The 15,503-nt window shown below is 33.3% G+C and carries 7 protein-coding genes; all 7 read left to right on the top strand.

Features of this window, described 5'->3' with window-relative positions; translation table 11 throughout:
- The first annotated feature begins 146 nt into the window (after positions 1-146).
- The 7 genes from ACQY29_RS13070 (at position 147) to ACQY29_RS13040 (ending at position 15,421) form a co-directional block, all read left to right on the top strand.
- On the top strand, positions 147-2,219 hold the full coding sequence (locus ACQY29_RS13070) for a fibronectin type III domain-containing protein (RefSeq protein ID WP_428225623.1): 2,073 nt from the start codon (positions 147-149) through the stop codon (positions 2,217-2,219).
- Entirely contained in the window at positions 2,220-5,597 is a 3,378-nt protein-coding gene (locus ACQY29_RS13065) for a T9SS type A sorting domain-containing protein (protein WP_428225622.1), read from the top strand. It begins immediately after the preceding gene.
- Between the two features lie 10 nt (positions 5,598-5,607).
- Positions 5,608-6,075, top strand: a complete 468-nt coding sequence (locus ACQY29_RS13060) for a hypothetical protein (protein ID WP_428225621.1) — start codon at positions 5,608-5,610, stop codon at positions 6,073-6,075.
- Between the two features lie 314 nt (positions 6,076-6,389).
- A complete protein-coding gene (locus ACQY29_RS13055; RefSeq protein WP_428225620.1) occupies positions 6,390-7,712 on the top strand; it encodes an IPT/TIG domain-containing protein in 1,323 nt (440 codons plus the stop codon).
- Between the two features lie 13 nt (positions 7,713-7,725).
- On the top strand, positions 7,726-9,069 hold the full coding sequence (locus tag ACQY29_RS13050) for a PKD domain-containing protein (protein ID WP_428225619.1): 1,344 nt from the start codon (positions 7,726-7,728) through the stop codon (positions 9,067-9,069).
- Positions 9,070-9,074: 5 nt separating this feature from the next.
- The gene (locus ACQY29_RS13045; RefSeq protein WP_428225618.1) at positions 9,075-10,760 is read left to right on the top strand and encodes a hypothetical protein; all 1,686 of its coding nucleotides are present in this window, start codon (positions 9,075-9,077) and stop codon (positions 10,758-10,760) included.
- A gap of 44 nt (positions 10,761-10,804) precedes the next feature.
- On the top strand, positions 10,805-15,421 hold the full coding sequence (locus tag ACQY29_RS13040) for a hypothetical protein (RefSeq protein ID WP_428225617.1): 4,617 nt from the start codon (positions 10,805-10,807) through the stop codon (positions 15,419-15,421).
- Positions 15,422-15,503 lie beyond the last annotated feature (82 nt).

Genomic DNA, 15,503 nt, shown 5'->3' with positions numbered 1-15,503 from the left:
TAGCTCGAGGTTGACTAGAACAAAGCGGTTCAAGGAGAGTGACCGCTTGATTGCTACTTTGTTTGTAAAATATTAAAAAACAAAAAGTTAAAGTTTTGCTAAATGAAATAAAAAAGTACTTTTGCAAAAAATAAAACAAAAACTAAATGTTAACCAAAATCGATAGATTCCTATTTGTTCTTATTCTTTTTTTTCAAATTAATTTAGTTGCTCAAAATAAGGAGACTAGTCCCTTGAAAATTATCGCTCGTGGACAAAAAGATAAAATTCTATTACGATGGGGAGTTACTTCAGCCTCTGAATGGAAAAAAGCGCTAAAGACAGGTTTCATTTTAACTCGTTATACGGTAAAAAAAGGAAATCAGTTAATAGCTGAGCCTGAAAAAAAAGTACTCACACCAACTGCTTTATTACCTCAACCCCTTGAAAACTGGGCTGAATTGATCCAGAAAGATAATTATGCAGCCATTGTGGCTCAGTCTATTTATGGAGAAGATTTTCAAATAAGCGGACAAAACAATAATTCTATTTCTAGAATAATTGAAACTGCTGACGAGATGGAACAACGTCATACTTTCGGTTTATTTGCAGCCGATATGAGTTTTGAAGGCGCATTAAAAGCGGGTTGGGGATTTGTTGATAATTCTATCGTTAGAAATGAGGTTTATGTCTATCAAATTAGTATTCCTAATAGTAAGTTCAAATCGGCATCTGTATTAGTGGGTATGAAAGATTATAAAAAACTACCTGCAATAGATGATTTAATTGCTGTTTCTGATGATAAAAAAGTATTGATTTCCTGGGATTACGAATCGTATAAAGATGTATTTACATCTTATAAAATTGAACGTTCTGAAGATGGAGTAGCATTTTCTCCAATAACCAATGCGCCTATAGTAAATATGAATGAGCAAAAAGGTGTACAATCTAAACGATTATATTATGTAGATACTTTAGCTCAAAATGATAAAACTTATCATTATAAATTATATGGCATTAGTGCTTTTGGTGAAAAAGGACAGTCGAGCAAAGTTATAACAACAAAAGGTGTCCATGATGTTTTTTTACCCACGCGTATAGATGATTATAAAATTACTAAAGACAATAGTGTTATATTAGATTGGTCCTATCCAAATGATTTAGAAAATCATATTGCTGGTTTTGAAGTCAACCATTCAGAAGATGAAAAGGGCCCTTATCAAAAAGTAACTGAATTGCTTTCTCCACAAACGCGTAAATTTGAATATAAAAATTTAGGTCCATCGAATTACTTTAAAATCTTTGTAGTTGGAAAAAATAATAAAAAACTTTCTTCCCAAAGTACTTTAGTACAGCCTATTGACTCTATTCCTCCTATGAAGCCTATAGGTTTAGAAGGCACTATAGATAGTTTGGGAGTGGTTAAACTAAAATGGAAAGCTAATCTTGAAAAAGATTTGTTGGGCTATAGAATTTTGAAAGCTAATAATCCCAATGAAGAATTCGTAGATATTTATACTAAGCCTTTTGTAGGCGTAGCTTACACAGATAAAGTCAGCTTAAAAATGTCGAATCCTAAAGTGTATTATCGACTAGCCGCTGAGGACAAAAGGTATAATATTTCTGAAATGTCAGCAATATTAGAATTAGAAAAGCCTGACCGAATACCTCCTACAGCACCTATTTTCAAGGATTATAGTGTTTCTAAAGGAAAAATTCATTTGGAATGGATACGTAGTTATAGCGACGATGTGGTTTCGCATCATCTGCGCCGTAAAAAGCAAGGAGAAAAAGAATGGACAGAAATTCTGAAAGTAAATGATACACTACAAACGTATACAGATAGTGGATTAGATAGTAAAAACACCTATCAGTATGCCATACTCGCTAAAGACAAGACAGGCTTGACTTCTTCGCTTGAAAATTCAGTCGTAAGCATTCCATTTGTAGATATGACCCCAATTGGTATTCTAGAAAACGTTTTAGCAACGGTTGACAGAGAGCAACGAAAAATTAGTATTACGTGGAATTTTAAGAAATCGAAAGAGAAGATAAAAGGGATTAGTATTTATAGAAATAAATTAGGCGAAGTGCCCTCTTTATGGAAAGAAATACACAAACCCATTCAAGAAATAGTAGATACACAACTGAGTATGAATACAGAATATGAATATCATCTTGTGGTAAACTTGGAATCTGCCAATCCTTGTAAATCGGAAAGTGTAATTGTAAAATATTAGATGATGAAGAAAAGTTTACTATTTTCATTACTGTTTTTAAAGTTTGTGATGTACTCACAAACATATGTATATACGAACTCTCAATATCGATTAAATATATCTGGATATGTTGGTTTATGGGGTGATGATTGTGGTGACAGTAAGCATCCTGGAGTTCATTGGGTAGTTGGCCACTATAGTTTAGGAGGCAATCCTCTAAGTTTATTCCAAGCATCTGTTCCATATCCTGGAAACATGGACGGTTATGTAAATTCAGGATATGGAAATTGGGGAGGAATAACTAATTATACGAATGCAAATGTAATTTCTAGAATTCAAATTTTAACTTCGAAAAGGGAGAAAAATTGGGTAGGCGATTGTAGAGGTTCTGATTATAGGGATGCATGGTTAAATCTGAATAAAGCGCAAGACATTAATTACGATCTTGGCTCAATAGGGCTTAACCAGCCTGGAAATTTACGAATTGTTTCTATTCCACGAACAGATTTAGAGTTTTTTGATGACAAAAACAATGTTATAGGCGATGAAGATGAGTTGATTTTTGAAGAAAAACCTGGAGGTATTGATAGTAATTTTTATAATTGGAAATTCACAACCAAAAATGACCTAAATGGGAATCCTATATGGGAATCTTTTCCGTTAATTTACCAAGGAAATAAAAACATTAAAATAAAGGGTAAAGATATATTTACGAACTCTATACCACCATTAAATGGTAGTTCTTTTAAAATTCAAGTTGTGAATAATTTCGGTTATCCTGCTCCCAATTCTTCGCCTAATTTTATCCAGTTGACCTACCTAAAATCTGCGCCACATATAACAACTGTTGTAGCTACAAGTCCTAGATGTTATAAAGAAAGTAATGGAAATGTTGTTGTGAATTTTGACAGAGCATTGTTAAATAATGAAATTTTAGGATTTAATTTGTTTAACATTACTACAAATTCCGATCAAATTTCATCAGGTGCATTAATAGGTAATCCTAATTTAAATTTATCGAGTGATAGAAAATCAATAACAATAAAGGATTTACCTGCAGGTAAATATAGACTAAATTTAGGGCCTGGAGGCTTAGACGGAGTGAACACTTATATTAAAGGTGATAAACATAAAATTGAATTTGAAATAGCTGAAATACTTCCTGTAACCTTCAAACTCACTAAAACCGATATTTGGTGTCATGGCGGTCAAGATGGTGTTATTAAAATAGAAGCTAATGGAGGGAATCCGTTAGGAACAGACAGTTCTGATACTAGTAAGCATACAAAAGGGACACCAAGATATTATTATTCGCTTGATAATGGTTTGACATGGAAAGGTTTTGATACTGAGTTTTCTCATAGTCTTATAAAACTTCCCATAGGGACATATACGATAAAAGTCCGTGACTGGAAAGGTTGTAATGCCTTGCAACCTAATGACGCTATTTTAAAACTGAGTGAAACAATACAGCAACCCCAAGAAGCTGTTTCATTATCGTATACTTCAATCAAACAACCTACTTTTTATGGTGGCACAAATGGTCAATTAGTAGTAGCAATTAAAGGCGGAACACCTTTTGACGATCACAGTTATGCTTATGAATGGAAAAATAGTAAGGGGGTTTTGCAAACCAATATTACGCCTTATTATGATGCAACAGCTAAAGTTTATTATCTTACTTTAACAGGCATACCTTCTGATACTTATACCCTAACGGTAAGGGATAAAAATTATACGAGTGCAACGGATAAAGATGGTTGTACAGTGGCTAATTCAACTCAGTTTTTAGATCAGCCAGACCCTATCGTAGTCAAATTAAATGTGCAGCGAACGATTTCGTGTAACGTTACAAATGTTTTTGGTAATGAAGCCGATTTAGACCCTGTAGATGGACAACGCGATGAATCGCAAGATGGTATATTACAGGCCACAGTAACTGGTGGTGTTCCTTTTACTGGTTTTGAAAACAATGGTTTGCCGTATAAATTTATTTGGAGGAAACAAAAGTCGAATGGCAGTTGGGAGATTTGGAATGACCAGGATGCGACGGCGCAGTATTTAAACCATGGTAATTATTCGCTTAATGTGGAAGATAAAAATGGCATTCGTTTGGGCGTATATGTCAATAATGTACTTAGTCAAGAAACACCAGTTATTCAATTAATGGCTCAACCGTCAAAATTAGAATTACAATTCCTAAAAGGAGATATTAGTTGTAGCGCAGGTAATAATGGGTGGATAAAAGCGGTGCCTACAGGGGGAACCCCACCCTATAATTACGAATGGACTACAGGAGCGACTACGTCACAAATCAGCAACTTGATTGCGAATAATTATTTTGTAAAAATTACGGATGCCAAAGGCTGCTTTGTGCAAGGGAGTATGTTGATTAATCAGCCCAATGGTGTTGTAATTAATGGAATTGTTACTTCACCTACGTGTCATGATGGTGTTGATGGAAGTATAATTACTACTGTGACGGGTGGTACTCCTCCCTATACTTATAGTTGGAATACAGGAGGGAATACAAAAGACATAGTAAGTTTAGCTTCTGGAGATTATCAATTAACGGTAGTAGATTCTAAAGGGTGTACTTATTATAAGAATTTCAAATTAGATAATCCGGATCCTATTGTGGTTAATTTAGGAGGGAATAGGACTTTGTGTAATGGTCAGCAACTGGATTTAGATATAAGTATCCCAGATCCTCAAGCGCAGTACAGTTGGACCTCAACTCAAGGTTTTAGTTCTAATAGTGCCAAAGTTAGTTTGACACAAGCAGGCACTTATACAGCTAAGGTTATAAGTTCTAAAGGATGTTTAGGTCAAGATAGTTTCGTTTTAAAAACCAGTAACGTAGCTATATCTTCTGAATTTTTCTTGACTTCACAAGCCTATTTAAACGATGAGGTAATATTAATATACGCAAGTAATCCACTAGGCGAAAATACGAGTTGGCAAATACCTAATACAGTAACGATAGTAAATCAAAATGAAAAGTATATTGTTTTAAAATTTACGAGTTTAGGTAGTTATACTATTTCCTTGAAACAAACTCAAGGAGATTGTTATGCTTTATATTCCAAAACAATTACGGTTGAACCTAAGACGATAGATGCGAATATAGGAAATGTGGCTCAACCCTTTATTACTGATTTTCTTGTAACTCCTAATCCTAGCAATGGTGATTTTCAAGCTATTGTGAAATTAGCTGAAACGAGCCCCATTAAGTTGCGATTGTATCCTATAAATGGGCAACAACCTCTAGTTGAAAAGAAAGAAAACGGACAAAAGAGTTATGTAATCGAATTTAATAGCGCATTGCCTACTGGCACATATGCTTTAATACTAGAAACAGCGAAACAAACTTTAGTCAAAAAGATTATTATTTATTAAATTTTTTGAAATGAAAAAAAGAATTTTTATGCTGGCAGGAATTGCCTTAGTATCTTGTAGCAAAAATGAAGAAGCTACTCAAACAACACCTCAAGTTTCGATTGTGGGTAAATGGCAAAAGCAAAATGCAATAGTTACTTCTGGTAAAGATGGTTCTAAAATATCAGAAAAAGTTACCTCTGCATGCGAAAGAAATGGGTTTGTTGAATTTACAATGGAAAAAAAAGTGACTAGTGAATCTTATTACACTCAAATTGTAAATCAAGTAGAAAGTTGTGTAAAAGAATCATCTTCAACAATTAGTTCATATGAATATGATAATGGGACAAAGAAGCTAACTGTTATTAGACCCAATAAAACTGTAACTATAAATGTTGAAAAGATTTCTTCTACGGAATTAGAACTTAGCTATACAGATTCTGATAAAAACAATGACGGTGTTTTAGACAAAACGGTAGAATACTACATCAAAAAATAATTACTTTAGGCTGTCTGAAAAGGGGGGAACTTTTTTATTTCTGACATTGTAGAGAGATTTAATAAAGTTTTTTTTCAATTTTTCAGACAGTTTTTATTAACTAAAGTGATCTTTTTTAAAATTCAATTTTTCGTTTGCAATAAATACAGCGAAAAAAATATAAAAGGCAATTGACTTATTTTTTTATTAAGAGTTCGGCAGTTTTTATCTATTGGTGAATTTTCGTTATTCTAATAATCATACTTTCTTTTCCAATATAGATTTTGAAAAAGAATAAAGGTCAAATATCCATTTTTAATAAATAAACTTTTACAATGAAAACATTATATACTTTAGTAATTGGATTGCTATTTTTAAGTTGTTCAAGACAAGAAGAAGAGTCACCAAAAGATTATGAACAATACATAAGTGCTACAATAAAATCATATTCTATAAACTATGGACATTCAGGGCAAGAAGTTATTATTTATGGAGAACATTTTACTACAGATTTATCTAAAATTACGCTTAAATTTGATGATGTATCTGCCAAAATAATCAGTACATCCCTAAGTGAAATAAAATGTATTTTGCCTGTTACGTCTAATCCAATACCTGAATTAAATTTAGCCATTACAAACAAAGTTGTCCATAAATCAGTTACTAATGAATATTATGGTAATATTGGTATTTTACCCAGCATCAATTACAATAAATGGACAATTCTAAATAAAAGTTTGGGTGGTTCAATAGAACTTAAAATTAATAAAATTCAACAGTTAAGTGCTACAGAAATGTATCTTACCATTCCGTCTGGTACAGGTGGTTTATTAATATACACAAATGATGGTGGTTTGACATGGAAAAAAATTGATGAAAATTGGGCAAATTTAAGTGCTTTTCATATGTCTTCAAAACCAGGTTTTGGTTTCAATTACAACGGGATTAATATTCGAAAAATTAATGATTTTACTAATATTCAAATGCTAAACCATCTTGGCTTTCTCAATACACTCTATGTTGATGACACCTTAAACAATGCCACTGCAATCACCTCACAAGGAGTTGTTTTTACTACCAATGATGGTATCAATTTTAATCAAGTTTATGAAGCGTCTAATAATAAAAATTTACAAATCAATCTTTTTTATTACCCTGTAAATGAAAAATTAAGTAATAATCATATTTGGGCAGGAGGACGAAACAAAATAAGAGTGAATTGGACTGACAAGTATTTTCCGTTTTTACTTTTTAAAAATAATACTACGGAAGGGTGGAAAGAATATTCTTTTCATAACGATATTGATTATGTACCAAGTGATATTATTTTTTTAAATGAAACTCAAGGTTTTTTCCATTCATATGAACACAATATTAATGCAAATCAAAATAGGTTAACATCAAAAATTTATTCTACTTCGAACGGAGGTGATTCTTGGAGTTTAATATATACCGATATGCCATTTTTTCATATGACATTCAAAGATAAAAAAGTTGGTTGGGCTATAAGTTCAAATAAAATATTCAAAACAACTAATGGCGGTGTTTCATGGCAATTAGATTACACCCATACACAAGAATTAAAAAATATCTCCTATAAAAATGGTGCAGTATGGACGTTTTCAAAAGATCATATCTTAAAATTCTTCATTCAATAAAACGATCTTCCTGATGCGATCTTATATATATATATTACTATTAATAACTTTTATCTCCTGCTACCAAGAATCTTTTATTCCAATAGAAGGTGATTTTACCACTCAATTTGTCAATGCTGATGAATCGGTGCCTGTTTTGATTCGTATAGATAATAAGCTACAAGGAGCAGAAACATTTCAATGGGAATTTGAAGGAGGAAATCCAGCCACATCAACGGTTGCTAAGCCAGGGGAAATTTTATATAATCAGCCTGGGACTTATAAGATTAAATTGACAGCTACTAATAGTGATGGTGAAAATAAGATTATAGAAAAAACAATAGTAATAAAAGACGCCTTAAATGCTAAATTTACCTATGGTGTTATACAAGATAATTTTTCACCTGTTGAAGTTCAAATTTCAAATTTGACTACAGGACAAGGTATAACTTACAATTGGCAATTTGAAGGCGGTAATCCTGTTACTTTTTCAGGGCAACACCCACCGCATGTCATTTTCACTACACCAGGTAAGCATAAAATTAGCTTAACAATAACTAACGGATTTGAAAATCAAACTATAGATGGTCAAGTTGAGGTTGCTCCTTTATTGGTTAGTGATTTTTCATGGGATGTAGCAGTGGCAGATATAGATTATCAGGCGCCTGTTACTTTGAAAATGAATAATAGCAGTATTAGTGCAACGCATTATATATGGCAGGCAAATGGCGGACAAATTAATAATCAGAATCTAAATAATCCTACTATTACATTTAATACACCTGGCACTTATTCCATTAGCTTAAATGCAAGTAATGGTAAAACAAATCAAAGTACAACGAAAAACATTACCATATACCCTAATACTAATTTATATATTTTCAATGACGTCAAATTAGGTATTAATTCAGCTCATCAAAACAATAGTTATGGTGCTTTTTTCTCTACTATCACACAGCAGACCTATAGTTCAAATGAGGTTAATGTACAGAATAGTGGCTTAATAGATATTGCTTTTCAAGGATTAAATAGTACTTTCAATTCAAATGCTTTTATTTCCCCTCATCAGGTTCAAAACTATGGTTTTTTAGCGTTAAGCAATGCACAACAAACCATTTTTATCAATTCTCAAGAATTATGTAATTGTGGATTAAATTTTAGTGAATCACAGTTTAATGCCATGCAAAACGATAGTCCATTACAACCGTTATTAATAACAAGCAACCTATCAGGTGCTCAAGGGTTTGGAAAGCAGTTGCCTAGAATTGTATTATTTAAAACAAAAGACGGTAGAAAAGGAGCAATTAAAATAAAAAATATGATTACTAACGGTACAAACTCTTATATAGTTTGTGATATCAAAGTACAGAAACAATAAAATACATGAAAAATTACTGTTTTTTTCTTGTTATTTTTTTGTTAGGTATTACTACTGGAAAAGGACAGGAAGTTGATATAGAAAATTTTAAGAAAATAAATTTCAAAGTGACTGGAGGAATAAATGCCAACAGTGTTTTTTTTGCAACAAATGGGAGTAATAACCGTTTGCCATTCACCTATTTGTTATCTGGAAACATGAGTGTTTCTGCATTTTCATTTAGTATGCCCCTATCTTATACCCTGACTAATCAAGGTAATAATTTGGGCTATACTGTACCATTTAATTTTAACAGATTGAGTTTAATGCCTAAGTATAAGTGGGTAAAAGCCTATATTGGTGATGTGAGTATGAATTTTTCCCCATATACTTTAAGTGGGCATCCTTTTCGAGGAGGCGGGTTAGAATTGAGTCCCAAAGGAAGCTTTAAGTTTGCGATGATGGGTGGACAATTAGTCAAAGCTATTGAAAGTAATGAAAGTGCAACTAAAGTACCCGTTTTCCAACGTATGGGATATGGAATGAAAATAGGCTATACCCAATCTAAATACCGTCTAGAATGGATAGGTTTTTATGCAAAAGACAATCTTAACTCAATCCATGAAAATTTTGATAGTAAGCAGGTTAGCCCAAAAGAGAATTTAGTAAGCAGTTTAAATTTTTCTTCGTCTTTGGTTCAAAATTTAGATTTTACAATTGAATATGCAGTATCCTTGCTAAGTGAAGACTTGCGTTCCAAAATTTTAAATGAATCCGATTTTATTTCAACTAAGCTATCGATACGTGAAAACACCTCTGTATTAAAAGCAGTAAAAGCAAACATAAATTATACTATCCAGAAGACAAAATTAGGGATAGCATACGAGCGTGTAGATCCAAATTATAAAACTTTAGGTGCTTTATTTTTTAGTAATGATTTAGAAAATATAAGTATGAATTTATCGCGCGCATTTTTGAGCGAAAAATTGCAAATGAACAGTTCTATAGGTTTTCAAAGAGATGACTTAGCTGGGCAGAAAAAACAAAACACCAAACGATTAGTTGGTTCTTTAAATGCAAGTTTTCAAGCTAACAGTAAACTTAACTTTACAGGGAGTTATTCTAATTTTACAACGTATACGAATAGAAATTTGAGTCAATTTGATTATATCAATAATCCTAACTTAACTCCCGCTGACACTTTAAATTTTAGACAACTTTCTCAAAATGCTACTTTAGGTATGAATTATACTTTTGGTAAGAAAAAGAACCATAATTTAAATTTCAATTACAACATTTCAGGACAAGCTAATGAACAAGGGGGGATTATTAGAAAAGGGCAAACCAGTCAAGTACAAAATTACAATTTGACTCATACCTTACAATTTGTACCGATTAAAATGGCATTGAATACCTCTTTAAATTACACCTCAAATACTGTTAGTTCCATGAGTAGTCATGCACAAGGAGGTGCTATAAGTCTTTCTAAAAAATTAATGAAAGATAAAATGAATAGTAATTTAGGACTGCTATACAACTCCAATATAACAGGTTCACAACATAATTCTGTGTTAGGATTGAAACTTATGACTAACTATACTGCTTTTAAAAAGCATATATTTTCATTGGGGGCTATTCAAATGTTTAAAAATAGCTCACAACAAAATTTGAATGAATTGACGGTTAATTTTAATTACGGTTATAATTTTTAAACGATTAGCAATTGAAAACTAAAAACAACTTCAACCTATACCACATGAAAAACAAACAAAGTATTTTCAGCTGGCTACTCTATTTTTTTATGTTTGTTGCTTACGCCCAACAAAGTCCTAATACTAAGGGTATGGCGGAGGCCAGTTTTGCTAAGATTGAAAAAACAGACCGATGGGTAAATAGTTTTGCAAATCAAGAATTAGTTGAATTACCTATAGGGATTAGAAAAACCGTAAGTAATGTACAATATTCAGTAGGAGTTACAAAGGCTACTTTTACGCCTGAATATACCATGCTAACCGTTTTTTGTCGTGTGGATTTACCACAAACCAAAGCCGATGGTACCCCAGTGCAATTGTTTTTTGGAGCAGATAATATAAAGCTTTCACATCAAGGCGGAATTATAGGCGAAGCGAAATTAGTATTGTTAGGAAATATTGATATTCCTTTTAATAATAACCAATGGCAACTCTCGCTCTATGGCGGTTTTGATATGAAAACAGGAGCAGTAAATAGTGAGCTTACTTATGTTACTATAGACTGTGATGGTTTTAAAGAGATGAAAATTTCAGGAGCTGTTGAATTTTCAAGAGATTTGATTTTGCCTTTAGAAAATGGCGTTGTAAACGAAGCTAGAACAACTGTTCCTAAAACCTATTATAATGGTGTAACCAAACAAGTGCCTAATAGAGTAAAAGGTGAGTTCTCTATCATGGGGAGTAATTTTAATGATATTTTAGTCAATGTATCCTTGCAACCCTTTGTTCTAAAAGAAAAGCGAAATGGCAGTAATTATGATGGGAATTTTCAATTTTTAGTCAGTAATGCGGTATTGGATTTAAGTGATTTGCAAAATCATCCTACGGTACAATTTCCTGATTATTATCAGAAGAACGGTTTATTAATGCCTACCGCCAATGCTTGGCGAGGGGTGTATGTAGAAACTTTTGATGTGGGCTTGCCTAAAGAGTTTAAAACTACAGATACACAACAAACCAAAGAGCGTATCCATTTAGGTGCCTCAAAATTGATTATAGATAAATTTGGGGTTTCCGGAACATTTTATGGAGACAATATTTTTCCCTTAGAAAAAGGAATCACAAGTGATCAGAAATCATGGGCCTATTCTTTAGACCATATAGATGTGACCATAGCGGCTAATCATTTTGTAAAAGCTAATTTGAATGGACAAATTTTGTTGCCGATAACCAAACAAAAACCATCTACTAATACTACAGCTTCTAACACAAATTCAAATACTGTAAATAAGAAAGCGCTACTCTACAAAGGTTTTATATCGAAAGAAGAGCAACAACTAACGGTAATCTCAAAAGATACTTTAAGTTTTGATTTATGGAAAGCCAAAGCGACTTTATTACCCAATAGTTCCGTTGTTCTAAAATTAGCAAACGGTACTTTTCTTCCAAAAGCAAATTTACACGGTAGCCTATCAATAGGTTCCAGTAAATCGGATACTGATGATACCAGCAGTGGAAAAAAAACAGTTGATTTTAAAGGCATCACCTTTCAAAATTTGCAATTACAAACGGTAAGTCCAGTGATATCTGTACAGTATATGGGATATGCAGGTACCGTAAGTTTTGGTAATTTTCCCGTCACTATTGGCAATATAGGAGTTAGTATGCAACAATCCTCAGCACGTTTGGATTTTGATTTGGGGCTGAATTTGATGGAGAGCATAGGAGCAGGAGCTACAGCGCGTATTGGTATAAAAGCCAAATTACACGAAGAAAACTTCCGTCAGAAGTGGAAATATGATGGTTTAGATTTATCCGCCATCAACATTAAGGCTGATTTTAGCGGGTTTAAGATGAATGGTCAGCTTATCCTGATGGAAAACGACCCCACGTATGGTGATGGGTTTAGCGCTGATTTAGATGTAGAAGTAGTCAGTGTTGTAAAAGTTAAAGCTAAAGCCATATTTGGAAAAACCACCTTTAAGTATTGGTATTTTGATGCTTCTGCCAAATGGCCCGCAGTCCCATCCCCTTTTATGATTAATGGTTTTGGAGGAGGAGCCTATTATAAAATGCGTCGTAAAGAAGGCATTTCACCTACAGAGTTTTCCCCTTCTGGATTGAGTTATATTCCAGATGAAACAAGAGGACTAGGTTTGAAAGCCTTAATATATTTTCATATAGGTAAAGAGGAAGTTTTTGATGGTGAAGCAGGATTTGAAATAGCCTTTAATACCAGTGGTGGAATTAATACTTTGGCCATATTTGGAAAAGGGGGTATCATGGCTAAAATTCCAGGTTTGAAAAGTGTTTCAGGTTTGATGAATAAAGTAGCATCGAGTCCAGCTGCTATGAGTAGTTTTATGGGGGTATCAGAATCTAGTTTAAACGGTTCCTTTGCAAGTAAATTTTTACCCAAAGCCAAAACCTCTATTCCTGGCGAAATATCAGACAAAGTAGGGATTAATGTAGAAGCTGCCATCGAATTTGATTTTCAAAATAAATCGATGCATGGGACTTTTGATGTTTATATCAATACGCCAGGTAATTTTATATCAGGTGTAGGAGCTGGAGGTCGTGCGGGTTGGGCTGTTTTTCATAAAGACCCTCAAGATTGGTATATTTACATTGGTACTCCTGACGATCGTTGTGGGGTGAAGATGGGTGTTGCTGGAATTAGTCTAAAAACTACCAGTTATTTTATGGCAGGAACTGAACTACCAGGTAGCCCACCACCGCCCGATATAGTAGCGCAAATATTAGGAGTAGATGCCCAATCACTCAATTATATGCGTGATGAAAATGCGTTGGCTAATGGAGGTGGTTTCGCTTTTGGAGCGAGTTTGGATTTTGATACAGGCGATTTGAGTTTCTTGCTGTTTTATGCACGTTTTCAAGCAGGTATAGGATTTGATATTATGCTGAAAGATTACGGAGAAGCCCGATGCTCAAATACAGGTGATCAAGTAGGGATTAACGGATGGTATGCCAACGGGCAATCCTATGCTTATTTGCAAGGAGAATTAGGAATTCGAGTAAAACTATTATTTATTAATATGAAGATTCCTATTGTTTCAGGGGGGGCTGCGGTGTTATTACAGGCTAAATTACCTAATCCGTTCTGGATGCGTGGCTATGTAGGAGGATATATGAATATTTTAGGAGGGTTGATAAAAGGACGTTTCCGATTTAAACTAACCATAGGAGAGGAATGTATCTTTGAAAATGCAAGTCCTTTAGGAGGAATTAAATTAATAACCGACGTAAGTCCTAAAAAAGGGACAGAAAAAGCCGATGTATTCACTATACCACAAGCCACTTTCGCGATGAAAGTTAATGAGCCTATAGTGATACCTGAAGATGATGGTGATCAGACTTATAAAATTATTTTAGAAAAATTTAAGGTTTTAGATGGCACTAAGGAAGTTGCTGGTACTATAGAATGGACTAGTATGAAAGATAGAGCCAATTTTATATCAACTGATATATTACCTCCTAATAAGCCTTTGAAAGTTCAAGTTGAAGTAAGTTTTCAAAAACTTGAGAATGGAATTTTTAGGACCGTTATGCAAAATGGTCAAGTGGCTAAAGAACTAGAAGAACGTGAATTTACTACGGGAGGTGCACCTAATTATATTCCGTTAACTAATATCTTATATTCTTATCCTGTGGTCGATCAAAAATACTTTTTTGAAGAAGAATATGATAAAGGGTATATTAAACTAAAACGAGGACAGGATTATTTATTTGAAGATCCTAGTTGGGAAACTCAAGTAAAAATGAAAGTCATTCCTTCTGGTAAAAGTTTGACTACGGCTTTTAACTATGACACAAATGCTAATGAGGTTTCCTATGCATTACCTAATATAGAGCAAGATAAAAAATATAGTTTTGCTATTATTAGTGGTTTAAAAGGTGCAGTCGCCACTACCTCAGCTAGTACAAGTACGACTAGCATAACGGAAGGTGATAATGACATTAGTATTACTCAAAACCAAGCACAATCGCAATCTAAAGAAGGAGAAATTGAACGTTTAAGTTATGGTTTTGGAACCAGTAAATACAAAACTTTTACACAAAAAATGGAGCATTCCCCTACTCAAAACTATAATTTTGGTATGATTTATTCCGATGTAATTTATTTGAGTAATACTTTGAATAGCCAAGAAGCTTATGATTTAACCGACTTACAAGGGACTATGTACAGTGAAACAACCCCTTTATTAACGGCAACTTCTAAGTTAAATGACACCTATTACACTACGGATATGGCTCCTTATTTGTATAAAGCCTACCCTTTAGCAGGCAGTTACACCCTTCGAAATCGTGACACGAATGAGCTAGGATTGCCTCCGGCAAAAGCTTTGCCAATAAGTACTTATTATCTGACAAGTTTAGAGAATGACACGAATACGCAATGGTTAAAATCAAATTTTCCATTTAAGTATAATTTACCTTTGCTTTATAAATCCGATTGGATGGATTTAAGAGATCAGGTGGTCAATGATTATGTGAATGGTACGATTACGTCAACGAGTTTAGCGTATCAGTTTTTAAGTAAAGAATATACTTTTATGCGTTTTGGATTTTATGAGGTGGCTTTAAAATATCGTTTGCCAGGTAATAAAAAAACAACAGAGTATACTTATAAATTTAAAAATGAAAATCAGGTTAGGTTTTAGAGTTTAGAATTTAGAGTTTAGAATTTAGAGTTTAGAATTTAGAGTTTAGAATTTAGAGTTTAGAATTTAGAGTTTAGAGTTT

Origin of the sequence: Flavobacterium sp., from assembly GCF_965262375.1 — a bacterium.
GTDB lineage: Bacteria > Bacteroidota > Bacteroidia > Flavobacteriales > Flavobacteriaceae > Flavobacterium.
Note: the sequence above shows the minus strand (reverse complement) of the source record. Positions and strands in the feature narration are given on the sequence as shown.